The following is a 24809-nucleotide window of genomic DNA, read 5'->3' as shown; positions in this document are numbered from 1 at the left end:
CTAATGGACAGTACCTGCACGGAGACACTATGACTACAGGTCACAAGCCTGGCATGCGGCGTCTGGCCGCCACCCTTCTGGCCACCGCCGCAAGCGCATTTGCAATGGGTTCCGCCCACGCTGCCTATCCCGACAAGCCCGTCCGCATCGTGGTCGGTTTCTCGGCCGGCGGCACCACCGACGTGATCGCCCGGATCATGGCCAAAGAACTGACCGAGTCCCTCGGCCAGTCGTTCGTCGTTGAAAACAAGCCGGGCGCTGGCAGCAATATCGCCACCGACCAGGTCATGCGCGCCACGCCCGACGGCTACACGCTGCTGTTCGTGGCGGTGACCAGCGCCATCAACCAGACCCTGTACAAGAACGTTTCGTTCGACCTGACGAAGGACTTCGCACCGGTCGCCCTGGGCGCCAAGGTGCCGAACATCCTGGTGGTCAATCCCCAGGTGCCGGTCAAGTCCGTGAAGGAATTGGTCGACTACGCCAAGAAGAATCCGGGCAAGCTGGCTTTCGCCTCGTCCGGCAGCGGCACCTCCATCCACATGGCGGGCGAGCTGTTCAAGATGAAGGCGGGCATCGACGTCCTGCACGTGCCGTACAAGGGCAGCGCCCCGGCCATGACCGACCTGATCGGCGGCCAGGTGCAGTTCATGTTCGACAACATGCCGTCGGCCTGGCCGCACGCCCAGTCGGGCAAGCTGAACGCGCTGGCCGTGACCACGCGTGAGCGCTCCAAGAGCGCGCCGGACCTGCCGACCATGCAGGAATCGGGCTTTGCGGACTTCGACGTGTCGTCCTGGTTCGGCCTGCTGGCCCCGGCCGGCACGCCGCCGGAAGTGATCAACAAGCTCAACGCCGCCATGCAGCAGGCGCTGGACAAGCCCTCTGTGCAGACCAGCTTTGAAAAGCTGGGCGCCGTGGGCGTGAAGACCACGCCGGCCGAATTCGGCCAGTTCATCAAGTCGGAAGTCGACGGCTGGGCCCCCGTGGTCAAGGCCTCGGGCGCCAAGGTGGACTGACCGGCATGACCGCCGGCGATCTGCCGGCGGACGGGCCAAACAAGAAGGGACGGGCAATGCCCGTCCCTTTTTTATCCGTGCATTCGGCAATGCCGTTGCCGGCCTGCCGGTTTGGGCCGCTATTTCTTCTTGACCGCGTTCAGCATCGCCGTGCAGACGCCGCGCATCATGTCCACCTCGTCGCGGGTGAGCGACAGGCGCGAATACAGATGGCGCATGCGCGGCATCAGCTTCTTGGGATGGGCGGGGTCCAGGAATTGGACGCCGACCAGCGCTTCTTCCCAGTGGGCCAGAAAGGCCTGGACCGCCTCGCTGGAGGCCGGGGCCGCGCCGCGCGCGGGCTCCTGGGCGGTGGAACGGGGCAGCAGCTCGGCCCCCTGGTCCACCAGCAGGGCGTAACGCAGCTCCCAGGCGGCCAATTGCAGCGCCTGAGCGACGTTCAGCGAGCTGTACTCGGGATTGGCCGGGATATGGCAGATACGGTGGCACAGCGCGATCTGCGCGTTCGTCAGGCCGGCCCGCTCGGTGCCCAGCACCACGGCGGCCACGCCCTCGGCCGTGTCCGCCAGATGCGCGCAGGCCAGGTCGGCCGCCTGCCGGATGTCGCAAGGCGGAGGACCCAGGTCCCGGACCCGGGCTGTCAGCGCAAACGCCAGCGTGACGGGCGCCAGGGCTTCTTCCAGCGTCGGGTAGATGCGGGCGTTTTCAAGCACGTCCAGCGCGCCGCTCGCCAGCGCCACGGCCTCCGGCTGGCTTGTTACATCCGGGAATTTGGGGTCCACCAGGACCAGTTCCGAGAAGCCCATTGTCTTGATTGCGCGGGCCGCGGAACCGACGTTTCCGGGGTGGCTGGGGTTCACCATTACGAAGCGAACACGTGAAAATGCTTGAGTCATTTAAAATGGCACGTTTGGCTTCGTGCCTTCCTGGTTTTTTGGGTCGATTTCCCCGTGGGGGCGACGGCGCGGCGGGGGGCGGCAAGCGGCCTATCATCAAGCCAACTCATCGCATACGTACGGAATTTTATGCACCCGATGCTCAACATCGCCATCAAGGCGGCCCGGCGTGCCGGCACCATTATCAACCGTGCCAGCATGGATTTGGAACGACTCAGCGTGGCTCGCAAGGGTCCGCGCGATTATGTCACGGAAGTCGATCGGGCCGCCGAAGAGTCCATCGTCGAAACGCTGCACGCGGCCTATCCGGACCACGCCGTTCTGGGCGAGGAGTTCGGCCTGCAGGGTCCTGACCAGGCGGAATTCCAATGGATCATCGATCCGCTGGACGGCACCACGAACTTCATCCACGGCCTGCCCAACTACGCCGTGTCGATCGCGCTGACGCAGCGCGGCCAGGTCACGCAAGCGGTCATCTATGATCCCTCGCGCAACGAACTCTTCACGGCCAGCCGCGGCAGCGGCACGTTCCTGAACGACCGCCGCGTGCGCGTGTCGGGCCGTACCCGCTACCACGACGCGCTGTTGGGCGCGCACTGGCCCAACGCCGGCGACCCCGAACAGGGTTCGCAGCGTTTCCGCCAGATGGCCGAAGGCGCCACGGGCGTGCGCCGCCTGGGTTCCACCGTGCTGGATCTGGCCTACGTGGCCACCGGCCGCCTGGACGGCTTCTGCGGCGTGGGGCTCAAGCCCTGGGATCTGGCCGCGGGCAGCCTGATGGTCCTGGAAGCCGGCGGCCTGGTCGCCGATTTCGACGGCGAACAGGGCTGGATGGACAGCGGCAACGTGCTGGCCGCCAGCCCCAAGATCTTCACGCAGATGCTTGCCACGCTGAACCCGCCGTCCGCCGCCTGATCGGCGCGGCACAAAGAAAAACCGGCCCTCGTGGCCGGTTTTCTTTTTATCGGGCGGGGCGATCAGGCGTCGCCGGTCTGCGTAATCAGCTGCCCGTCCGGCAGCACCATCCACGCTTGCACACCCAGGCGTCGCACCAGCTGCGCGGTGCGATCCAGCGGCATGTTTGAAAACGCGGTCGACAACGCATCGGCCGCGGTTGCCGTGGACGCCATGACCGACACGCTGCGATACAGCGGCCGCGCCCGGCCGCTTTGCGGATCGAAGAGATGCGAATACCGCCCCTCGGCATCGAACGGCGTGCCGTAGCCGCCGGACGTGGCAAGCGCCTGGTTGCTGATCGGCACCTGCGTCAGGATCTGTTCCGGGGACAACGGGTCGGCTAGCCCGACGCGCCAGCCCGCGGCGCCGGCCGATTCATCCAGACCGCGGATTTCGCCCATATCGACCAGCGCGCGCTCCAGCCCGGCATCGCGAAGCAGGTCCGTCACGCGGTCCGTGATGTAGCCCTGGGCGATGCCGTTCAGCGTAAGCGCCATGCCCGGCTGCAGGCGGATGCGTTGCGGGTCGATCGCGATGCCTTGGTACGAGACGCGCTGCAGGGCCGCTGCGATGTCGGCCTGCGCCGGCCCGCCCACCGATGCTTCCGGCTGCGCGAAGTGATCGGCGTACACACGCCACAACGGCTGCACGGAGGGATCGAAGAGGCCGCCGGTCAGTTCGGCGTAGTGCCGGCTTTCGCTCAGCAGCCGGACAAGATCGGACGGCGGGTCGGCCAGATACCCCTGGCGGTTCAGGACCGACAGCGCACTGTCGTCGCGATACAGGCTGAATACCCCTTCCAGCCGCCGAAGTTCTTGCAGCGCCTGATCGATCAGCCGTTCGGCCGCCTGGCGGTCGGGATGGTATAGCCGCAGTTCCGCATCGGCGCCCAGCGCCACGCCTTGCCAGCGCGTGGGGGCGATGGCCGCTTGCGCGCGGCGCCATAAGCTGGGGGCGAGGGCCAGCGCGGATGACGCGGCGACGATACCGAGGAAGCGGCGGCGGGTGGGACGGTTCATGGCGTTATCTACTGAAAGGGCGCGAGGGGCAGGGAGGCTTCGAGGCAGGGCGGCGGCCGATCGCTATTGGGCAAACACGTAGTCCTCGGGCACGTCGGCAAAGCGCACGACGCGGCCGCCGTGGGTCTGGGCGAAGGCAAGCGCCCGGGTTTGATCCGAAAACGGCATGGCGTCTTCGGCGCCCATGCCGCCAAGAAAGCTGGAACCAATGACATAGAACGCCTCGCGGGCGTCCACCCAGGCTTTCGGGTCGGCGGCGCCATCGGGCCCCGCGGCCGCCATGTCGTTGACGTAAAGGGCGGCAAGCCCCTTGGGTTCCTCGGGCAGCAGGGTGTAGGCAAAGACCTGTTTGATCGACGAGAACCACACGGGCGCCGCGCGGCCCTTGACGAATATCTGGCCCTTCGGCCCCGCATGGTCCTTGAGCATCATCCCGCAGTAGTGGCCGACGGCGTCTGCGGACACCGCCTGGGGCGCGGGCCGCGGCGCGGCGGGTTCGTCGCCGCCGCAGGCTGAAAGCGCCAGCATGATGGCCGAGAAGGCCGTCACTGCGGCCCAACGTTGCAGCGTCATAGCTGTTTCCTCCGGAAGCAGAAGGCGGCCAGAAGGAACGGCACCGCGATCCACAGCAATTGCGCCGCCACCAGCAGCGGCACGGGCATTTGGGCCTGGTCGCTGACGCCCGCCATGCCCGCGTACATGGAGATGTTCTCGAAGCCGGTCAGGTTGAGCAGGCGGTACACGTCGGACGGGTTGGCCAGCAGCAGCGCGTTGAGCATGCCCGGCGTGACGTGACGGCCTTGGTCCGCCGCCAGCACGCCCAGCAGGCCCATGTCGTAGATGACGACAAAGAACAGCCACACGCCCAGCGCGATGCCCGCGGCCGTCGCGCGTTCGCGCACCAGCGTGCTGATGAGGTAGCCCATTGCCAGAAAGCTCGCGCCCAGCAGCACGCTGGCCCCGATCAGCATGGCAAAGGGCCGCCACGCGCCGGCGTCCATGCCGCCATACACCCATTGCAGCGCCAGTCCCGCCGACCCGTAGCCCGCGCCGGTGGCAATGGCCAGGATGGCCAGGTGGCCGATGAACTTGCCCATGATGACCTGCCATCGCGACACCGGATAGCTGAGCAGCAGGGCCATGGTGCCGCGGTCGACCTCGCCGACGATTGCGTCATAGGCCAGCAGCATGGCGATGAGCGGCACCAGGAAGATGGAAAGACTGGACAGGCTGACCACCGTGACGGTCAGGGGATCGACCTTGACTGCGCCGGTGGGAGCGCTGCCCAAGAGGCCCAGCGCCAGCGCCAGCGCGGCCAGGAGGACAGAGGTGGCAAGGACCCAGCGGTTGCGCAGGCCGTCGCGGACTTCCTTGCCGATGATTGTGCTTACGGCGTTCATGCGTCTTCCCGTTCAAGCAGGTGGGCGTAGATGTCGTCCAGCCCGGGAACCTGGATGTCCAGGTCGCCGATGGGCGCCCGGATGGCGCCGATGCTGCGGATGGCTTCGACCTTGTCCGGTTCGTGGCACAGCCGCTCGTAGCGGCCGGCCTCGACCTGCCGCCAGGCCGAGGAGGGCGGGGGGGCGGACGCATCGTCCGGCCCGAGCGTCACGCTGATGCGGATCGGCAGGCCGGTATCGCGGCGCAACGCGGACATGCCGCCGTCGGCGATCTTCACGCCCGCCTTCATGACGACGATGCGGTCGGCATGGCCAGCCAGTTCCGACAAGGCGTGCGTGCTGAGCAGGATGGTTGCGCCGCTGGCGCGCAATTCATGCACGATCTCGTAGAACTTGAGCCGCGACGCAGGGTCCAGGCCGGTGGTGGGCTCGTCGAACAGCAGGATGCGCGGTTCGCCCAGCAGCGCCTGCGCCAGCGCCAGGCGTTGGCGCATGCCTTTGGAATAGCCGCCCACGCGGCGGTGCGCCGCGCCGGAAATGCCCACCTTTTCAAGCAGTTCCGCGTTGCGCGACAAGGGCTGGCGCTTCAAGCGCGCATAGAACGCCAGGGTTTCGGCGCCCGTCATCGCGGGATGCAGCGCCACGGTTTCAGGCAGGTAGCCGATCCGGTCACGCAGGCGCGCGGCAGCCGGGCTGTGCGCGTCCTGGCCAAACAGCGTGACGCGCCCGTGCGTGGGGCGGATCAGCCCGAGGATCAGCTTGATCAGCGTGCTTTTGCCCGCGCCGTTGTGACCGGCCAGCGCCACGCATTCGCCTTCGCGCAGGTCCAGGTCCAGGACGCTGATGGCCCGGTGGTCGCCATAGTGTTTGCTGACGCCCGAAAGCGTCACCAGTGGAGTGCTCATTGGATGTCCTCGGCGCGTTTCGCGCCGGTTTTTGCGCCGCGCGGCCTGGCGGGCTTCATCAGCGGAGCGCTGTCGATCACGCCGCCCGGCAGGATCGCGGGGAACTGCGATTGCGCCCAGCGCACCACCGAGATGGCGGGGCTGTTGAGCAGGATGCGCGCGGCCGGGGCGCGCCACAGCAGCTGGTCCACCACGTCGTTAGGGCGGTAGGCCGTGTCGGCGATGCCGTCGCCGTCCAGGTCGAAGGCGGTGTTGTCGCTCCAGTAGTTGCCGCGGCCGCTGTCCGACCATTCCATCACCCGCGTGCCCACGTACTTGACCTGGTTGCGGTTGTTGATGAAGGCGTTGCCCGAGATGCGGTTGCCTTCGGAGCCCGCGGTGAAGTGGATGCCGATGCCGCAGTTGGAAAAATGGTTGTCCGCAAAGCGGTTCTTGTTGGCGTTGTAGATGAACACGCACTTGGCCGCGCCATCGACGGTGTTGCCCGAGATGTCCGAGTCGTTGGCGTAGTTCATCATCAGGCCCTGCTCGACGTTGTTCACGGCCTCGTTGCCGGTGACGACCAGGCGGTGCGAATACATGATGGCAAAGCCGATGTCGTTGCCGGTGGACACGTTGCCGCTGATCTCGCTGTCGTTCGTGTACATGTAGTGCACGCCGTAGCGCAGGTCGTGGAAGCGGTTGCCGGTGAAGCGGTTCTGCTTGCTGGTGTTCACGAAGATGCCGTCGCGGCCGGCGGAAATGTCGTTGTCCACCACCGCGCTGCCGGGCGTGTTCCACAGGGACACCCCATTGCCGCGCTCGGCCACGCGCAGCTCCTGGTTGCCCACGATGCGGTTGCCCCGCACCATCGCATCTTGCGGACCCCACACATACACGCCGAACAGGTTGTCCAGGATGTCGTTGTGTTCCACCACGGCGCGATGCGCGGTGCGGTCCAGGAAAATGCCCGCGTCCATGGCGGGCAGGTCCAGCCCCGAGCGCGTGACGGTCAGATTGCGCAGCGACACGTCCGCGGCCTTGACCCACAGTGTGCGTCCTTGGCGCGTGCCGGCGATGATCGCGGAACGGTCCTGCGGTCCTTCAAGGGTGAGCGGCTTGTCGATGACGACGGCACCCGCGTAGGACCCCGGCGCCAGACGCAGCGTGTCGCCCGGTTGCGCCGCGGCGACGGCCTGCGCCAGGTCCGCGCCCGCCGCCACGTCCAGCGTGGCGGCCGCGGCGGCCCCGTGCAGGGCCGGGCCGAAGCCGGCCAGCACGAAGCCGGCCGCGGCCCATGCCGCGAGTCGCAAGGTTGCGATGGCAGCCATGGATCGTTACGCGGACTTCTTGGGGTGCACGATCATCTGGCCGGACATTTCCATGTGCAGCGCGTGGCAGAACCACTGGCAGTAGTACCAGTAGATGCCCGGGCGGTCGGCCTTGAACGTCACGGACGACGTGGCCTGGGGTCCGATTTCCATTGCGATGCCGTGGCCTTCCAGCGTGAAGCCGTGCGTCAGGTCTTCGATCACTTCCATGTTGGTCACGAACACCGTGACTTCGTCGCCCTGGTTGACCTCGAACTGCTTCAGGCTGAACATCGGCGCCACCGCCATCATGTACACGCGCACCTTGTTGCCGTCGCGCACCACCTTGGCGGCGTCCTCCAGCGACACGCCGTCCTTCTTGGCGATCTGGCGGGCGTCTTCCCACATGGGGTCGTCGCGCTTCCAGACGCTGATCGGGTTGATCTTGGAGCGGTGCACCAGGCACATGTCGTGCGGCTCGGCAAAGCTGGGGCCATCATGCACAAGCTTCATTTCGTCGCCGGAAATGTCGATGAGCTGGTCGTTCTCGGGCTTGAGCGGGCCCACGTTCAGGAACCGGTCCTTGGAGAACTTGTTCAGCGACACCAGCCACTTGCCGTCGGCCTCCTTGGTTTCGCCCATGGTCGAGTGGTTGTGGCCGGGCTGGTAGTGCACGTCCAGCTTCTGGATGATCGGGTCGACCTTTTCGCCCTTGTAGGCGCGCTTGGCCTTGTCGATGTTCCACTTGACCATCTGGCTGTCGATGAACAGCGTGGTGTAGGCATTGCCGCGGCCGTCGAACGCGGTGTGCAGCGGGCCCAGGCCAAGCTGCGGTTCGGCCACGACGCAGTCGCGCGGCTTGATCTTGTCGGCGAACAGGTCGTCCAGCTTGCGCACGTCGATCACCGTCACGGTGGGCGACAGCTTGCCGTTCAGCATGAGGTGGATGCCGTCGGGCGCGGCGTTGCAGCCGTGGGGCGAGTTGGGCACCGGGATGTAGCGCGTGTACTTGGAACCGTGGCGGCCATCGACGACCGGCACGCCGCCCATCGTCTTGAAGTCGCCGTCCTTGACGGCCTGCTCGATGCGCTTGATGTTGAAGACCACGACCCAGTCCTGCTCGTTGGCCGACATCTCTTCAACGGTGACGCCTTTCTCGGAGTTGTAGCAGGTGGCAAACGAATACTTGCCCTGGTAGTCGGCATCGCCGTTGTCCAGGTTGCCGTCGACCAGCACCTGCCACGCCACCTTCATGGTGTCGCCGTCCAGCGCCGTGTAGACGGAGAAGAAGTTCTTCTTCGGGTCGTCCAGCACCTTGCCGTCGTTGGGCAGGGGAATGATGTGCTCGCCGTTGGCAAACACGTAACCGGTGCGCGGATAGCGCTGCGGACGCAGCCCGTGCACGCCCGACACGTTGGGCAGTTCGGTGATCTTGTCGGTCTTCATCACGTCAAGGCGGATGCGCGCGACGCGGTTGTTGGCCTTGTCGTTGATGAAGAGGTAGCGGCCGTCGTAGGTCTGGTCGGTGAACGACAGGTGGGGGTGGTGGGCGTCGCCGTTGGGGAACACGCCGCCCTTGTCCTTCAGGAACTCGCGGGTTTCGGGCGTGAGGCCGTCGGTCAGGATCTTGCGGCTTTCGTTGGTGCGGCCCCAGCCCGTGGCGCTGCATTGATTGAAGACGGGGATGCGCACCAGTTCGCGCATCGACGGCAGGCCCAGCACGCGGACTTCGCCCGACTGGCCGCTGGAGTTGAACGCGTAGTATTCGTCCAGTTCACCCGGCGCGACGTGCCCGAGCACGCCGCCGTTGCCGGACTTGGCGTCCTTGCCGTGCGCGGTGGACATCTGCGCCCCGGCAACGAGGCCGGCCGCGCCGGTGATGGCTGCGGTGCCCAGGAAGCTGCGGCGGGTAAGGCCGGCTTTTTCGGGGGTCTTGTCGGACATGGATAACTCCTAGGTAGTGGCGGCGCGGTGCGCCGCGGTACGAAAATCGTGTTTCACGATTCCGGGTTGGGGCGATTCGCCGGGGTGGGGCTGGGCATGCGGTGCAGAACGACTTCGTGCACCGCCGGCTCCGGGGGCGGCGCCGGGCGCCGTTCGCGCTTGGCCTGCTTCTGGATCAGGTGAGGGCACTTCTGCTTGTGGTGGTACAGCATCTGGCAATGCAGGCACTGGATGCACTCGTTCGGGTTGATTTCGCCGGATGGGTCGATGGCCTGGACGGGGCATTCGATGTTGCAGCGCTGACAGGGGTTGCCGCAGTCGCGGTAGCGCTTGAGCCAGTTGAAGATGCGCAGCCGGGCGGGGATGGCCAGGGCGGCGCCCAGCGGGCACAGGTAGCGGCAGAAGAAGCGCTCGATGAACAGGCCCGCGACAAGCAGCGCCACGGCGAACAGCACGAAGGGCCAGTGACGCACGAAATGCAGGATGATCGCGGTCTTGAAGGGCTCGACTTCGGCGAGCTGCTCGGCGACCGCCAGGTCATACAGCGAGAAGCCGAAAAGCAGCAGGAAGATCACATACTTGAACGTGGACAGCCGCTGCGCCACGCCGTGGCGGATCTTCAGCTGGCGCACGCCCAGCTGCCGGGCGATGCGGTTGGTCAGTTCCTGCAGCGCGCCGAACGGGCACAGCCAGCCGCAGAACGCGCCGCGGTTCCAGAACACCATGGAGATGGCGGTGGCGCACCACAGGATGAACACCAGCGGGTCCATCAGGAAGTATTCCCAGCGGAAGTCGGTGCGCAGGGCAGAGAAGAACGTCAGCACGTTCACGATGGACAGCTGCGCCTGGCCGTACCAGCCGATCCAGAACAGCGCGAAGGCAAGGAACGCCAGGCGCAGGCGGTCGTGCAGCAGTGGGCGCGACGTGAGCTGGTCCTGGAAGAAGAAGATGCCTACAAGCACCGTCAGGGCGACGGTCAGGATGGCGATCTGGCCGGCCTTGCCGTGCCAGATCTGTTTCCATAGCGCGGGCGCGGAATCGGCCTCGGGCGCGGTCGCGGGCGAGGCTTGCGCCGGGCTGGGCGCGGAGGCGGCCGGGGGCGCGACGGAGCGGGTGTAGGCCTGGGGCAGTTCGTAGGGCAGATCGAACGTGACGAACGCCTTGTCCGACACGCTAAGCACGCGCTGCACCATCAGTTGCAGGCGCCACGGCTTGACCGGGTCGAGGGACGCGTCTTCAGGCACCACAAAGAGGGCGACTTCGCGCAGCGCCGGCGCGCCCTTGGCGTTGACGTCGGCCAGACGCTGGTGGTTGCGGTCGCGAAAGCGGAAGGCGCTTTCGTCCTGGATGACTTCGATGCGGTCGAAGATGCCGCCGCGCACATAGCCCGATCCCTTGAAGGAATACAGGCCATTGCCCGCCACCAGCACGGCCTGCTGGCCGGGCTTCAAGCGCTCTTTCAGGCGCTGCCAGCCGATGTCGCCCAGCAGGCTGCGGCCGATGGACGGCGCGCTGACCAGCGCCGCATACAGATCGATGAAGGTGTCGTCGGGGCCGCCTTCGCCGTGTTCGGCGGCGTCTTTGCGGCCGGATCGCAGGAACGCCTGATTGACGTCGTCGGGCGTCAGGCGCAGGTTCTTCACGGCGCCCGCGTCGAGCAGCTCCTGCCAGCTCTGCACCGTGTCCTTGTCCTCGTCCAGCACGCGCGTGGCGGCCGGTTGCGCCGCCGGGCGCGTTGCGCCGGACTTGTCGATGCCGTGCGCGCGCGCCACCGCGATGGCCGATCGGGTGATCGTGTCGCCGATCACCATCAGCGTGACGGTGGCGCCGCTGACGATGTCCACGGGCGGCGGCGCGCCGTGGCGGGGCGGGGACTCGACGAAGTTCAGGCCGACGTAGCCCTGGATGAAGTGGTCGACCTTGGACTGGGGAATGCCGATCAGCACGATGGGCTCGTGGTGTTCGACGAGCTTTGCGCCCATGATGCGGCCGTCGTCCGAAAGCCCCACCAGCACGTCGATCGGCTTGCTGGAGTACCCGCGGGTGTTGACCACATCGGTGGTGAGATAGACCAGACCCAGTTGTTTGCCGCCCGCATAGACGCGGGCGATGGCGGGCTTGCCTTCGACGGGCCCGGTGCGGTCGGCGCCGGGAAAGATCTGAGTGATGGGCGTGGCGGCCAGGAATTCAGGCAGGCGTTGCGCCTGCGCCGCTGGCACCATTAACAGACAGGAAAGCCAAAATGCAATCAACGCGGCTTGAACGTATCGTGCGACCCGGTGGTGAACTTCGGTACTGCCGCGCATGCTGAACTCTATTCGTCGTGTTTGCTTACAGGCATCCTACGAATACGTTCCCGGCGTCAAATTGCGGTTTGTCAATTTGGTCTGTTGAATGCTTAATAGCCCTACGAAACGTACGGGATCTAGTGGATTTTTGGGGGTCGTGACGGGGTGGGCTTGAGGGATGTCAAGGGATTGATCGGAAGGCGGTCCTACACTCATCCGCGGCGGTAACGGCGTCTGCATATGGCTGGCGTACGTGCATCGACCGCTGAGTCATCGGAGAATTTCATGCTGGTAAAAGCCACCCTCGCCATCCTTCTTTCTGCCACCAGCCTGCCCGTGCTGGCCGCGCAATGTGAAGCCACCGTCGAAAGCAACGACGCCATGCAGTTCAACGTCAAGGAAATCGTCGTCGACAAGAGCTGCAAGGAATTCACGGTCACCCTCAAGCACGTCGGCAAGATGGCCAAGGTCGCCATGGGCCACAACTGGGTGCTCACCAAGGAAGCCGACAAGCAGGGCGTCGCCACCGACGGCATGGGCGCCGGCCTCGCACAGGATTACGTCAAGGCGGGCGACACCCGCGTCATCGCCCACACCAAGGTCATCGGCGGCGGCGAATCCGACTCCGTCAAGATCGACGTTTCCAAGCTCGCCGCGGGCGAAAACTACGCATTCTTCTGCTCCTTCCCCGGCCACTGGGCCATGATGAAGGGCACGCTGAAAGTCGGCGGCTGATACGCCGACGGGTCTGTTGAGACAAGCAAGAGCCGGCCGGGGGGCCGGCTTTTTCATTGCCGGGCCGCCCCGTTCAGGCGCTTGCAAGCCTTAGTTCTTTCGGGCCAAAGCCTCTGTCCATCAGGCTTACGGAGGGGATACGTCACCGGCATGTCACGGATTTTCCATGTACGATTACCGGTCGTGTAACTTCTGGAGCTCCTGATGGAGTGGCTGCTGGACCCCGCTGCGTGGGTCGGCTTGCTTACCCTGGTCGTCCTAGAGATCGTCCTGGGCATTGATAACCTGATTTTCATCGCCATCCTGGCGGACAAGCTGCCGCCCGCGCAGCGCGATCGCGCACGCATCATGGGCCTGAGCCTCGCGCTGATCATGCGCCTGGGCCTGCTGTCCGTCATGTCCTGGCTGGTCACCCTGACCACCCCGCTGTTCAATATTGGTCCCCTGTCGCCCTCGGGGCGCGACCTGATCCTGATGGTGGGCGGCCTGTTCCTGTTGTTCAAAGGCACCATGGAACTGCACGAGCGCCTGGAAGGCAGCGGGCACGCTGGCGCATCCGGCCCGCGCGTCTATGCCAGCTTCTGGGTGATCGTCACGCAGATCGTGGTGCTGGATGCTGTGTTCTCGCTGGACTCGGTCATTACCGCCGTCGGCATGGTGGATCACCTGGCCATCATGATGATCGCGGTCATCATCGCCATCGGCATCATGCTGATCGCGTCCAAGCCGCTGACGCGCTTTGTCAACGCCCATCCCACGGTGGTGGTGCTGTGCCTGGGCTTTTTGCTGATGATCGGCTTTTCGCTCCTGGCCGAAGCCTTCGGCTTCAAGGTGCCCAAGGGATATTTGTACGCGGCCATCGGCTTTTCGGTCGCCATCGAGGCACTGAACCAGGTCGCCCGCCGCAATCTGCTCAAGCTGGACGCGCGCCGTCCGATGCGCGAACGCACGGCGTCGGCCGTGCTGCGCATGCTGGGCAAGCGGCCGCCCGCCAGCGACGAACCCGACCTGCCGCACGCCGATGGCCCGTCCGTCCAGGCGTTCGGGGTCGAGGAACGCAACATGGTCAGCGGGGTACTGACCCTGGCCGAGCGCTCCATCCGGTCCATCATGACGCCGCGCACCGACGTGTCCTGGATCAACATCGACGACGATCCCGAGAACATCCGCCGCCAGCTCACCGAGGCACCCCACAGCTTTTTCCCGGTGTGCCGCGGCTCGTTCGACGAAGTGCTGGGCATCGGCCGCGCCAAGGACCTGATTGCCGATCTGATCACCGAGGGCAGGGTGCGCCGCAACCGCCTGCGCGATCCCATCATCGTGCACGAGTCGATCGGCATCCTGCGTCTCATGGACACCCTCAAGCGCTCGCGCGGCCAGCTGGTGCTGGTGGCCGATGAATTCGGCGCCATCGAAGGCCTGGTGACGCCGATTGACGTCTTCGAGGCCATCGCCGGCGAATTCCCCGACGAGGACGAGCTGCCCGACATCGTGGCGGACGGCGAAAACACCTGGAAGATCGATGGGGCCGCCGACCTGCACCACGTCGAACAGGTGCTGGAAACCGAAGGCCTGGTCGACGACGCCCAGGACTTCTCCACGCTTGCGGGCTATCTGCTTTCGCGCTTCGGACATCTGCCCAAGCCGGGCGACGTCTGCGAATACCAGATCCACCACCAGCATTTCCGTTTCGAAGTCCTGGAAATGGACGGCCGCCGCATCGCGCTCGTGCGCGTCGAAAAGCGCGCGCAAGAGCATTTCCCCGACGAATCCTCCCTAGCCAACGACTAACAGAAAGAGACCCCAGCCCGTGACCGAGAACACGCTCTATCTGATCAAAGCATTCATCCTGGGCATCCTGGAAGGCCTGACGGAATTCATTCCCGTGTCCAGCACGGGCCATCTCATCCTGGTCGGCGACTGGCTGAATTTCGATTCGGGCGACGGCAAGGTGTTCGAGGTGGTCATCCAGCTGGGATCCATCCTTGCCGTGATGTGGGTCTTCCGGGCCCGACTGCTCCAGCTCATTCGCGGCACGCTGACCGGCGTGCCCAGCGAGGTGGCCTTCACCCGCAACCTGATCCTGGCCTTCCTGCCCGCGGCGGTGATCGGCGCGATCTTCATCAAGACCATCAAATCGGTGTTCTACCACCCGGCAGTGGTGGTGGTGACGCTCGTGCTGGGCGGGCTGATCATGCTGTACGTCGAACGCCGCACGCGCCATACGCCGGGCGACGCGCCGGGCGCGGCGGACGACACCGCATCCGACGAACGCGCATCGGCCCACACGCTGGAGCAGATCACCTGGAAGCAGGCGCTGGGCGTGGGCGTGGCCCAGTGCTTTGCCATGATTCCCGGCACCTCGCGCTCGGGCGCCACCATCATCGGCGGCATGATCGCGGGCATTCAGCGCAAGACGGCCACCGAGTTCTCGTTCTTCCTGGCCATGCCGACCATGCTGGGCGCGGCGGCCTACGACATGTACAAGAACTTTGGCCTGCTGACCCAGCATGACCTGTCCGGCATCGCCGTGGGCTTCGTCGCCGCATTCCTGAGCGCCATGGTGGTGGTGCGCGCCGTGCTGCGCTTCGTGGCCAACCACACGTACCGTGTCTTCGCCTGGTACCGGATCATCTTCGGCGGCGTCGTGGCCGCCTGGATCTTCACACGCTGATGCCTTCCCGCCACGGCGGGGCGCAGAATACACAAGGGCCGCTTTTTCGAGCGGCCCTTGTGTTTGACTTGCGCGGTACGGCAGCGGCTACGCTTCTGTTTCCAGATCGTAGAACTGCAATCCGTCTCGGTCGATGACCAGCCAGCCGCCGCGCGGGGGCGACACGTGGTCGCAGTCCCAGTCGGGCAGCACCCAGCGTTCGCGTTTTTCGCCGTCGACCTCCAGCACGTGGCGCGCGGGGCGATGCGTGTGGCCATGCACCAGCACGCGCACGCCCGATTCGCGGAAGATCGATTCGATGGCGCCCGCGTTGACGTCCATGATCTCCATGGACTTCGTCTGGTTGGCCGCCTGGCTTTCGCCGCGCGCCTGCTGCGCCATGGCCAGCCGCTCGGGGATGGTCTTGGCCAAAAATTCGGCCTGCCATTGCGGATTGCGGACCATCTGGCGGAATTGCTGATAGGCGGCGTCGTCCGTACAGAATTCGTCGCCGTGCGTCAGCAGGATCGAGCCGAAATCGGTTTCCAGCAGCGCCGGCTCGGGCAGCAGTTGCGCGCCCACGGCCTTTGCCAGTTCCTCGCCGATCAGGAAATCGCGGTTGCCGCGTCCCAGCCAGACCGGGATGCGGGCTGCCGTGGTCTTCAACGCCGCCAGCACCGTGGCAAGCCACGGCGGGGCGGCGCGGATCACGTCGTCGCCGATCCAGGCATCGAAGATGTCGCCGGGCAGCAGCAGGGCTGCCGCCTCTTCTTGCGCAACCTGCAGAAAGGCCAGGAAGGCCTCCGAGGTGGCCGGCGTGGCCGGCCCCAGGTGCAGGTCCGATGCCAGCCAGACCGGGCCGGGCAGCGTGATCTTATTCAAGAACTTCGGCCTTCTCGATGATGACGTCTTCGTTCGGCACGTTCTGGTGGAAGCCCTTGTTGCCGGTCTTCACGCCCTTGATCTTGTCGACCACGTCCTGGCCTTCGGTGACGGCGCCGAACACGGCATAGCCCCAGCCGTTCGGCGTGGGCGACGTGAAGTTCAGGAAGTCGTTGTTGGACACGTTGATGAAGAACTGGGCGGTGGCCGAGTGCGGGTCGCTGGTGCGAGCCATGGCCAGGGTGTACTTGTCGTTCTTCAGGCCGTTGTTGGCCTCGTTTTCGATCGGGGCGTGGGTTTGCTTTTGCTTCATGCCGGGCTCGAAGCCGCCGCCCTGGATCATGAAGCCGTCGATCACGCGATGGAACACCGTGCCGTTGTAGAAGCCTTCCTTGACGTAGGTCAGGAAGTTTTCGACGGACTTGGGCGCCTTGGCGGCGTCCAGGGTGATGACCATGTCGCCTTGATTCGTTTGAAGCTTGACGCGGGGATTGGTGCTCATGGTTTTGGTGCCTTCGGAGGTGGAGGGGGAAGAAGAGGCTGCCGGGGCGGCGCTGACCAGCGCCGGTGCGAATGCAGCCAGCGCGAACGAGCACGCCGTCAGGCGCAGCAGGTGTAGAGGGGAGTAACGGGACATCATTTGCCTTGTTTATCCTTCAACATTGTTTCAACTTCGCGGACCTTTTCGCGCATGCCGGGCACGCCGTCGCCGGCGGCTTCCTTGTAGGTGCGCAGGGCCTGCAGCAACTGCAGATCGCCCAGGTTGGCGCGGGCAGCCGCGTAGTTCGGGTCGGCGCGCAGGGCCATCTGCAAGGCATCCTGCGCCCGGTCGAGTTCACCGCGGCTTGCATATAGAGCCGCCAGGTTGTTCCAGGGTTCCGGCAATTCGGGGAACCGCGTCGTCATGTCGTTGTAGATGTCGATGGCTTCGTTCGTGCGGTTCAGCGCCGCCAGGGCGCGCGCATGCTGGAACATGAGCTGGACATCGGTGCCGCGCTGGTCCTTGATCTCGGCCTCACGCTTTTCGATCATCGCCAGCGCCTTCTCGTTATCGCCGCGGTTCAAGAGAAGCTCGATGTGCGTCGTGATCTGGGAGGCGGACGGGGTCAGGCGCGTATCCACGCTGGGCTTGGCGGCCTCCAGCAGCTTGGCCAGGGCGTCCCAGCCGCCTTCGGGCGGGATGGGGTCCAGGGTGGTGCGAGTGGCGTTGGGGTTTTCGCCCGCGCCACCGCTCATCGACTGGGCGATGGCGACGCCCGCGGGCGAGCTGGCCAGGGCCAGGGCGAGCAGGGCAACGCAAAAACGCGGCTTGATAGTCACGTGTGGGTTCCGTTAAAAGTCTTGGCCGGCCGGCGCTTACGCGCTCGACCGGGCCGCTTGCTATACTTGACGACCACCATTTTAGCCCCGGTTGGGTTTTGGCTCGACCATCGCGTTCAGGGCAGGAAGGGAAAGCAGGTCGCGAAGTCATTCTTTTTACGCGAACCCGCCTGCCAAAGTGCAATGGGACGACGCTGAAGGACGACCCTGAACAAGGCAAGTCCCTTGCAAACGGGTCGGCACTGTAAATGGGGCGGCACGCGTCGGCGGATCTTCCGCCGATTGCAATTTTCCGAACCGCCACGGAACACTAATCGAAGCCTATCGCGCCATGCTGCAAATCTACAACACGTTATCGCGTACCAAAGAACCGTTCAAACCGGCCCAGGCCGGCCAGGTGCGCATGTACGTGTGTGGCATGACCGTCTACGACTTCTGCCATCTGGGCCACGCCCGCATGCTGGTGTCGTTCGACGTCGTGCAGCGCTGGCTGCGCGCCAGCGGCCTGGCTGTCGACTACGTGCGCAACATCACGGACATCGACGACAAGATCATCCGCCGCGCGGTCGAGACCGGCCGCCGCATTGGCGAAGTCACCGAGTTTTATATCGACGCCATGCACGCCGACGAGCGCGCGCTGGGCGTCGAATCCCCCGACCGCGAGCCGCGCGCCACGCAATACGTGGGCGAGATGCTCGACATCATCGGCAAGCTCGAACAAAACGGCCTGGCCTATCAAGCCGAAGACGGCGATGTGAACTACGCCGTGCGCGGGTTTGCAGGCTACGGCAAGCTGTCCGGCAAGACGCTGGATGACCTGCGCGCCGGCGAGCGCGTGGCCGTCGGCTCCGGCAAGCGCGACCCCCTGGATTTTGTTCTCTGGAAGTCCGCCAAGGCCGAGGAACCGGCCGACACCAAGTGGGAATCGCCCTACGGCCTGGGCCGCCCGGGCTGGCACATCGAGTGCTCGGCCATGAGCAAGTCGCTGCTGGGCCTGCCCCTGGATATCCACGGCGGCGGTCCGGACCTGAAATTCCCGCACCATGAAAACGAGATCGCGCAGACCGAAGGCGCGTTCGGCGGCACGCTGGCCAACATCTGGATGCATTGCGGCCCGCTCATGGTCGATTCGGACAAGATGTCCAAGTCGCTCGGCAACTTCCGGACCATCCGCCAGACCATTGCCCAAAGCGATCCGGCAGCCGACCAGTCTGATTACGCGGTGAACCCGCGCGAAGCCGAAATGGTGCGCTTTTTCATCGTGCGCAACCACTACCGCAGCCCGCAGAACTACACGCCGGATAACCTCGTCGACGCGCAGAACGCGCTGGATCGCCTGTACCAGGCCTTGCAGAACGTGCCGGCCGACGACCAGGGCATCGACTGGAACGAGCCGCAGGCGCAAGCCTTCAAGGCCGCCATGGACGACGACTTCAACAGCTCGGGCGCCGTGGCCGCGCTGTTCGAACTGGCCTCCGAGGCCAACCGTACCAAGAGCGCGCGCAGCGCCGGACAGATGAAGGCGCTTGCCTCGCTGCTGGGGCTGCTGCAGCAAGCCCCGGCCGCCTACTTCCAGTCCGCCACCCGCTATTCGGCGGCCGCCATGGAGCAGGGCGCGCGCAGCACGCTCGACGCCGACGCCATCCAGACCCTGATCGACGCGCGCGCGGCCGCCAAGGCCGCCCGCAACTTTGCCGAGGCCGACCGCATCCGCGCCGAGCTGCGTGACGCCGGCATCGAGCTGGACGACAAACCGGGTGGCCTCACGCAATGGCGCCGCGCGTGACCAAGCAGGATACGCCGGCCATGTCCACCGCAGATCTCGACATTCCCAAGCCTGAATATTGGGAAGCCGCCGTCGCGCACTTGATGCGCCGCGACCGCATCCTGAAAAAGATCATTCCCCAGCACCCCGAGGTCTGGCTGACCTCGCGGGGCACGCCGTTCATCACGCTGGCGCGGGCGATCGTCGGGCAGCAGATTTCCCCCAAGGCGGCCGATGCCGTCTGGACCAAGTTCATCGACGCCGTGGGCAAGCGCCCCACGCCCGTCGCCGTGCTGCGCGTGGGCGTGGACGGCCTGCGCAAGGCCGGACTGTCCCAACGCAAGGCCGAATACGTGCTCGACCTGGCCGTGCATTTCGGCGAACGCCGGGTCCACCCCGAGAAATGGGCGGCCATGGACGACGAGGCCGTCATTTCTGAACTGGTCGCCATCCGCGGCATCGGACGCTGGACGGCGGAGATGTTTTTGATTTTCAATCTACAGCGGCCTGATGTCCTGCCGCTGGATGATCCTGGGTTGCTCAAGGCAATCTCGCTACACTATTTCAGCGGCGAGCCTGTCTCTCGCTTCGAGGCTCGCGAAGTCTCGTTGGCGTGGCAACCCTGGCGTACCGTGGCAACCTGGTATCTGTGGCGCAGTCTGGAACCGACGCCGGTCCAATACTGACGCAAACCAGGCAGCCCATCTACGGAACCACACTACATGCGCAATACATTTCTGGAATTTGAACAGCCGCTCGCCGAGCTTGAGAACAAGATCGAGCAGCTGCGCTATGTGCAGGCCGATTCGGCGGTAGACATCTCCGATGAAATCGGACGTCTGCAGCAGAAGAGCCAGACGCTCGCCAAAGAGATCTACGCCAAGCTCACGCCCTGGCAGACGGCGCTGGTCGCGCGCCACCCCCAGCGTCCCTACACGCTGGACTACGTGCGCGAAATGTTCACCGACTTCCATGAACTGCATGGCGATCGCATGTATGCCGACGACCAGTCCATCGTGGGCGGCCTGGCGCGCTTTAACGGCACGCCTTGCATGGTCATCGGCCACCAGAAGGGCCGCGACACCAAAGAGCGCGCCGCGCGCAATTTCGGCATGCCGCGTCCCGAGGGCTATCGCAAGGCCCTGCGCCTGATGCGCCTGGCCGAAAAATTCGGCATTCCCGTCTTCACGTTCGTGGACACCCCCGGCGCCTACCCCGGCATCGGCGCCGAAGAGCGCGGCCAGTCCGAAGCCATCGGCCACAACCTGTACGCCATGGCTGAACTCAAGGTGCCGGTGATCTGCACGATCATCGGCGAAGGCGGTTCGGGCGGCGCGCTGGCCATTGCCGTGGGCAATGCCGTGCTGATGCTGCAATACGCCACCTATGCCGTGATTTCGCCCGAAGGCTGCGCCTCGATCCTCTGGCGCAGCGCCGACAAGGCCCCCGAGGCCGCCGATGCGCTGGCCATCATCGCACCGCGCCTCAAGGACCTGGGCCTGGTGGATCGCGTCGTCAACGAACCCGTGGGCGGCGCCCACCGCGACCCCCGCGTCATGGCGCGCCTCTTGCGCCGCGCGCTCGGCGATGCCCTGCGCCAGCTTCAGGGCCTGACGCCCGAACAGCTCGTCGAGCAGCGCGTGCAGCGCGTGCTCTCGTACGGCGCCTTCCAGGAAGTTCGCGCGTAAAGCGGGCAGGGCGCCGGCCCTCTTTGCCGGCGCCGCGGCCCCCGCGCCCTCTGCCATGACCGACGTCCCGCCGCCCGGCATCTCCCCTCGGGCCGACGCGGGCGGCAGTTTCTCCTTGCCTCTTTGCGCCGCGCTTGCCGCGGCGTTGCGCCAGGCGCTCACGGCATTGCCCGAGCGTCCGCGCCGCATCGCCGTCGCCTTCAGCGGCGGGGCGGACTCGGCCATGCTGGCCGTGCATGCAGCCGCGGTTGCGCCGGCGCTTGGCATCGAGGTGCTGCTATTCCATGTGCATCACGGCCTGCAGGCGCAGGCGGACGCCTGGGCGCGGCATGGCCAGGACCTCGCCGCACGGCTTGCGCTGCCGCTATATGAAGCGCGCGTGCAGGTAGAGCCGGCCGCCGGCAAGGGCATCGAAGCCGCTGCACGCGACGCGCGCTATGCCGCGCTGGCCGGGTTGGCGCGCCAGCACGGCGTCCATCACATCCTCCTTGCCCACCATCGCAACGACCAGGCCGAAACCGTGCTGCTGCGCCTGCTGCGCGGCACCGGACTGGCCGGCATGGCCGCCATGGCGCCGGTGGCGCAGCGCGATGGCGTGACTTATTTACGGCCGTGGCTGGAGCGGGATCGCAGCGAGATCCTGGGCGCGGCGAACGACCTCGAAGCCGCCATCGGCTGGCGCGCCGTGCAGGACCCCACCAACGCCGATCCGCGCTACACCCGCGCCGCGCTGCGCGAATTGCTGGCGCCCGTGCTGGATGCGCGGTGGCCCGGCTGGCGCGCCATCGTCGCGCGCCATGCGCGGCACATGGCCGAGGCGGCCGAGATCCTGGACGAAGTCGCGGCCGAGGATTTTGCGCGGCTGGACCCCAGCCCTGACGGCGTGAGCTTTTCGCTACAGGCATGGCGCGGTCTGTCGCCCGCCCGGCAGGCGCACGTGCTGCGCCATTGGCTGGCGCGCAACGGCGCGCGTATGCCGACCGATGCGCGCATGGCCGATCTGTTGCGGCAGTTGCGGGGGCTGCACAGCCTGGGCCATGACCGGCAGTTGCGGGTGGAGCAGGCCGGCCATGTGGTCCGGTGCCATCGCGGCCGCGTGTGGGTCGAGCCCCGGGACGGTTCGGATTCGTAATCGGGGCGCGGCGATGCGGTATCGCCGGTTTCAACGTGCCTGCCAGCGATTTTGCGCGCGGAATGGACATAAATTTGCGCAATCTGCGCAAATTTTTACCGTCGCGCTAGAATATATGGTTTTGCCCGTCAACACTTGCGGCGGGTGTCCAGCCAGAGTACGAGATGTCCCTGATCGTTCACAAATATGGCGGTACTTCGATGGGCTCGGTCGAGCGCATCAGAAACGTGGCGCGTCGCGTCGCAAAGTGGCACGCCGCCGGCCACCAAGTTGTTGTTGTCCCGTCCGCCATGGCGGGCGAGACGAATCGTCTGCTGGGTCTGGCGCGCGAGATTTCGCCCCAGCCCGACGGCCGCGAGCTCGACATGATCGCCGCCACCGGCGAGCAAGCCAGCAGCGGCCTTCTGGCCATTGCGTTGCAGGCCGAAGGCGTGCCCGCGCGCAGCTATGCCGGTTGGCAAGTGCCCGTGCGCACCGATTCGTCGTTCACGAAAGCCCGCATCACGTCCATCGACGACGCCCGCGTGCGCGCCGACCTGGACGCCGGCCGCGTGGTCATCGTGACGGGCTTTCAGGGCATCGACCCCGACGGCCACATCACCACGCTGGGCCGCGGCGGCTCCGACACCTCGGCCGTGGCCGTGGCGGCTGCCATCAAGGCCGACGAATGCCTGATCTACACCGACGTGGACGGCGTCTACACGACCGATCCGCGCGTGGTGCCCGAAGCGCGCCGCATGGCCGTCGTTTCCTTCGAGGAAATGCTGGAAATGGCTTCGCTGGGCTCCAAGGTCCTGCAGATCCGCTCGGTCGAATTTGCCGGCAAGTATCGTGTTCCGGTCCGGGTCCTGTCCTCGCTGACCGACCCCCTTATCCCGCTCGAGGAAGAAATGGTCTCGGGCACGCTGATTACTTTTGAGGAAGACGAAAAAATGGAAGCCGCCGTTGTCTCCGGCATCGCCTTCAGCCGCGACGAAGCCAAAATCACCCTGCTGGGCGTTCCCGACAAACCCGGCATCGCATTCTCCATCCTGGGCCCCGTCGCCGCCGCCAACATCGACGTCGACATGATCGTGCAGAACCAGTCCGTGGCCGGCACGACCGACTTCTCGTTCACCGTGAACCGCAACGAGTTTGCGCGCGCCGTGGACTTGCTCAAGCGCGAAGTCATCCCCGCCGTGGGCGCGCGTGAACTGTCCACCGACGAAAAGGTCGCCAAGGTCTCCATCGTCGGCATCGGCATGCGCTCGCACGTCGGCGTTGCCAGCCTGATGTTCCAGACGCTCTCGCAAGAGGGCATCAACATCCAGATGATCAGCACGAGCGAAATCAAGACCTCGGTCATCATCGACGACAAGTACATGGAACTGGGCGTGCGCGCGCTGCACAAGGCCTTCGGTCTGGACCAGGCGCCCGCCACCAAGGTCTGACGAATCAGGTCCGGCACGATTTTTTTGCGTGAAGGCCCGAAACGCGGGCGAGAGCCAAAAAAATCGTGCTAGAATCTCGTTCTCTTTTCGGAGACGTGCCCGAGAGGCTGAAGGGGCTCCCCTGCTAAGGGAGTATGTGGCTAAAAACTGCATCGTGGGTTCGAATCCCACCGTCTCCGCCAAAGACACTTGCACCAGTGACACAAGGTTGCCTCAAGACCCGCATAGCTTATTGCTCTGCGGGTTTTTTGTTTTGTGCGGTCCATTGCGGCCCATTGCGGGCCGCAGTTGTGCCGACTTGAAGCAATGCGCGCTGCGATTCACCCCAGCCTGTCGATCAGCGTTTGCGCCTGCTCGACCACATCGTCGTCATTCGGGCGGAAATCCAGCCGCTCGGCGCGTGGCAGATTCACAAAGTGCGACTGCGAGCTGCGCGCGTACGCCGGGTCGTAATGGCGGTCGATGAGTTCGCGCGCTAGGTCTTCGCGGCGGCCTTCGTCCACCAATGTCATCCAGTCCTTGATGGTGTCGCGGCTGTGCAGCCCGACCATGCGCTGCAATTGCGCCTTTAGCCAATCCGGCGTCTCAAAGAGCTGCGCATAATCCTGTTGCAGGAAGCGCGCGCGGTCTTCGCGGCTGGCGCGTACGTCAACGCATTGCCCGTGGTGCATGGCGCGCAGCAGCGATGCGGGAATTTCCACCGCGCCAATCTTGCGGCTTTCGGCTTCGATGAACACCGGCTGGCTGGCATCGAGTTCGCGCAGTCGCACCGCAAGCAGCGTGTCGAAGCGCTTTTGCGTGGGCTGCTCAGCGTGCGGCCATGCGCCCAGCAGCGAGCCGCGGTGCGAGGCAAGCGCTTCCAGATCCACGGTCTGCGCACCTGCTTCGCGCAAGGCGTGCAATAGCCGCGTCTTGCCGCTGCCGGTAGGGCCGGTCAGCACGACAAAACGCAGTGGTTGCGGCAGCGTCTGCAGGTCGTCCAGCGTGGCGCGCCGGTAGGTCTTGTAGCCGCCGTCGAGCTGCCGGGCTCGCCAGCCGATCATGTTGAACATCAGCGTCATCGATCCCGAACGCTTGCCGCCGCGCCAGCAATACACCAGCGGACGCCATCCTTGCGGGCGGTCCGCGAAGGTGGTCTCCAGATGGCGGGCGATGTTGCGCGCGACGACGGCCGCGCCCGCGCGGGACGCTTCGAACGGCGAGACCTGCTTGTACATCGTACCGATCAGCGCGCGTTCTTCGTTGTTCAGCACCGGTGCGTTGCAGGCGCCTGGAATGTGGTCGTCGGCGTATTCAAGCGGCGTGCGCACATCGATGATTTCGTCGAAATCATGCAGCCTTTCCAGGCTGACAAGCAGGTGTTTCACGAAGACCGCCTCGGTGGAAGAATCGGAAGATTTTCGCACGCGGTGCGTGGGCGATGGGTTGGAGGGCAACTGAATGTGCACAGACAAGCGGACTCGGGATAGACAGGCCAGCGTGCCATC

At 65.5% G+C, this 24809-nt stretch carries 22 protein-coding genes and 1 tRNA gene; 11 read left to right on the top strand and 12 right to left on the bottom strand.

Annotation, left to right across the window (positions count from 1 at the left end):
• Positions 1–29: 29 nt before the first annotated feature.
• Positions 30–1019, top strand: a complete 990-nt coding sequence (locus LN047_RS18640; RefSeq protein ID WP_056323484.1) for a tripartite tricarboxylate transporter substrate binding protein — start codon at positions 30–32, stop codon at positions 1017–1019.
• Positions 1020–1138: 119 nt separating this feature from the next.
• Here LN047_RS18640 and LN047_RS18635 read toward each other — a convergent pair whose 3' ends face one another.
• Positions 1139–1915 (bottom strand): RNA methyltransferase, encoded by a 777-nt coding sequence (locus tag LN047_RS18635; protein WP_155721790.1) that lies wholly within the window; start codon positions 1913–1915, stop codon positions 1139–1141.
• Positions 1916–2044: 129 nt separating this feature from the next.
• On the opposite strand from LN047_RS18635, the gene LN047_RS18630 reads away from it, so the two are divergent.
• The gene (locus LN047_RS18630; RefSeq protein ID WP_056323489.1) at positions 2045–2830 is read left to right on the top strand and encodes an inositol monophosphatase family protein; all 786 of its coding nucleotides are present in this window, start codon (positions 2045–2047) and stop codon (positions 2828–2830) included.
• 62 nt (positions 2831–2892) lie between these two features.
• Here the strand turns inward: LN047_RS18630 and LN047_RS18625 are convergent, their stop codons facing one another.
• The 7 genes from LN047_RS18625 to LN047_RS18595 all read right to left on the bottom strand — a co-directional run bounded on the left by LN047_RS18625 (position 2893) and on the right by LN047_RS18595 (position 11651).
• Positions 2893–3891, bottom strand: coding sequence for an FAD:protein FMN transferase (locus LN047_RS18625; protein WP_373979833.1), 999 nt, complete (start codon positions 3889–3891; stop codon positions 2893–2895).
• A gap of 63 nt (positions 3892–3954) precedes the next feature.
• A complete protein-coding gene (locus LN047_RS18620) occupies positions 3955–4464 on the bottom strand; it encodes a nitrous oxide reductase accessory protein NosL (RefSeq protein ID WP_373979832.1) in 510 nt (169 codons plus the stop codon).
• Positions 4461–5291 (bottom strand): ABC transporter permease, encoded by an 831-nt coding sequence (locus LN047_RS18615; protein WP_373979831.1) that lies wholly within the window; start codon positions 5289–5291, stop codon positions 4461–4463. The genes LN047_RS18620 and LN047_RS18615 overlap by 4 nt, the downstream gene beginning before the upstream one ends.
• The gene (locus LN047_RS18610; protein ID WP_373979830.1) at positions 5288–6196 is read right to left on the bottom strand and encodes an ABC transporter ATP-binding protein; all 909 of its coding nucleotides are present in this window, start codon (positions 6194–6196) and stop codon (positions 5288–5290) included. The genes LN047_RS18615 and LN047_RS18610 overlap by 4 nt, the downstream gene beginning before the upstream one ends.
• Positions 6193–7506, bottom strand: coding sequence for a nitrous oxide reductase family maturation protein NosD (locus tag LN047_RS18605; RefSeq protein WP_373979829.1), 1314 nt, complete (start codon positions 7504–7506; stop codon positions 6193–6195). The genes LN047_RS18610 and LN047_RS18605 overlap by 4 nt, the downstream gene beginning before the upstream one ends.
• A gap of 6 nt (positions 7507–7512) precedes the next feature.
• The gene (gene nosZ, locus LN047_RS18600; protein WP_056323503.1) at positions 7513–9429 is read right to left on the bottom strand and encodes a TAT-dependent nitrous-oxide reductase; all 1917 of its coding nucleotides are present in this window, start codon (positions 9427–9429) and stop codon (positions 7513–7515) included.
• A 53-nt stretch (positions 9430–9482) separates the two neighbouring features.
• Positions 9483–11651: a 4Fe-4S binding protein gene (locus LN047_RS18595; protein WP_373982154.1), complete on the bottom strand. Its 2169-nt coding sequence runs from the start codon at positions 11649–11651 to the stop codon at positions 9483–9485.
• 351 nt (positions 11652–12002) lie between these two features.
• Between LN047_RS18595 and azu the strand changes: the two genes are divergently transcribed.
• The 3 genes from azu to LN047_RS18580 all read left to right on the top strand — a co-directional run bounded on the left by azu (position 12003) and on the right by LN047_RS18580 (position 15126).
• Positions 12003–12452, top strand: coding sequence for an azurin (gene azu / locus LN047_RS18590; RefSeq protein ID WP_373979828.1), 450 nt, complete (start codon positions 12003–12005; stop codon positions 12450–12452).
• A gap of 204 nt (positions 12453–12656) precedes the next feature.
• Positions 12657–14243, top strand: coding sequence for a TerC family protein (locus LN047_RS18585; protein ID WP_373979827.1), 1587 nt, complete (start codon positions 12657–12659; stop codon positions 14241–14243).
• 19 nt (positions 14244–14262) lie between these two features.
• Positions 14263–15126, top strand: coding sequence for an undecaprenyl-diphosphate phosphatase (locus tag LN047_RS18580; protein ID WP_056323512.1), 864 nt, complete (start codon positions 14263–14265; stop codon positions 15124–15126).
• An 87-nt stretch (positions 15127–15213) separates the two neighbouring features.
• On the opposite strand, the gene LN047_RS18575 is transcribed toward LN047_RS18580, so the two are convergent.
• The 3 genes from LN047_RS18575 to LN047_RS18565 all read right to left on the bottom strand — a co-directional run bounded on the left by LN047_RS18575 (position 15214) and on the right by LN047_RS18565 (position 17307).
• On the bottom strand, positions 15214–15987 hold the full coding sequence (locus tag LN047_RS18575; RefSeq protein ID WP_056323515.1) for a UDP-2,3-diacylglucosamine diphosphatase: 774 nt from the start codon (positions 15985–15987) through the stop codon (positions 15214–15216).
• A complete protein-coding gene (locus LN047_RS18570; RefSeq protein ID WP_056324586.1) occupies positions 15980–16489 on the bottom strand; it encodes a peptidylprolyl isomerase in 510 nt (169 codons plus the stop codon). Before LN047_RS18570 ends, LN047_RS18575 begins: the two co-directional genes overlap by 8 nt.
• Positions 16490–16623: 134 nt before the next feature.
• On the bottom strand, positions 16624–17307 hold the full coding sequence (locus LN047_RS18565; RefSeq protein ID WP_062839208.1) for a tetratricopeptide repeat protein: 684 nt from the start codon (positions 17305–17307) through the stop codon (positions 16624–16626).
• A 331-nt stretch (positions 17308–17638) separates the two neighbouring features.
• On the opposite strand from LN047_RS18565, the gene cysS reads away from it, so the two are divergent.
• The 6 genes from cysS to LN047_RS18535 all read left to right on the top strand — a co-directional run bounded on the left by cysS (position 17639) and on the right by LN047_RS18535 (position 23504).
• Positions 17639–19093: a cysteine--tRNA ligase gene (cysS, locus tag LN047_RS18560; protein WP_373979826.1), complete on the top strand. Its 1455-nt coding sequence runs from the start codon at positions 17639–17641 to the stop codon at positions 19091–19093.
• 20 nt (positions 19094–19113) lie between these two features.
• Positions 19114–19758 carry a DNA-3-methyladenine glycosylase gene (locus LN047_RS18555; protein ID WP_226846387.1) on the top strand — a complete coding sequence of 215 codons (645 nt, stop codon included), beginning with the start codon at positions 19114–19116 and terminating at the stop codon, positions 19756–19758.
• Between the two features lie 36 nt (positions 19759–19794).
• A complete protein-coding gene (locus LN047_RS18550; RefSeq protein WP_056323524.1) occupies positions 19795–20760 on the top strand; it encodes an acetyl-CoA carboxylase carboxyltransferase subunit alpha in 966 nt (321 codons plus the stop codon).
• Between the two features lie 145 nt (positions 20761–20905).
• Positions 20906–21892, top strand: a complete 987-nt coding sequence (gene tilS, locus LN047_RS18545) for a tRNA lysidine(34) synthetase TilS (protein WP_373982153.1) — start codon at positions 20906–20908, stop codon at positions 21890–21892.
• A gap of 164 nt (positions 21893–22056) precedes the next feature.
• The gene (locus LN047_RS18540) at positions 22057–23322 is read left to right on the top strand and encodes an aspartate kinase (protein WP_056323526.1); all 1266 of its coding nucleotides are present in this window, start codon (positions 22057–22059) and stop codon (positions 23320–23322) included.
• A gap of 89 nt (positions 23323–23411) precedes the next feature.
• Positions 23412–23504, top strand: a tRNA-Ser gene (locus LN047_RS18535).
• A 138-nt stretch (positions 23505–23642) separates the two neighbouring features.
• Here LN047_RS18535 and mnmH read toward each other — a convergent pair.
• Positions 23643–24689: a tRNA 2-selenouridine(34) synthase MnmH gene (mnmH, locus tag LN047_RS18530; protein WP_373979825.1), complete on the bottom strand. Its 1047-nt coding sequence runs from the start codon at positions 24687–24689 to the stop codon at positions 23643–23645.
• Between the last annotated feature and the right edge of the window lie 120 nt (positions 24690–24809).

The sequence above is a fragment of the Achromobacter sp. JD417 genome, assembly GCF_041879325.1.
In the GTDB taxonomy this organism is placed as follows: domain Bacteria; phylum Pseudomonadota; class Gammaproteobacteria; order Burkholderiales; family Burkholderiaceae_B; genus Achromobacter; species Achromobacter mucicolens.
This window is presented reverse-complemented; position numbering and strand designations above follow the sequence as displayed.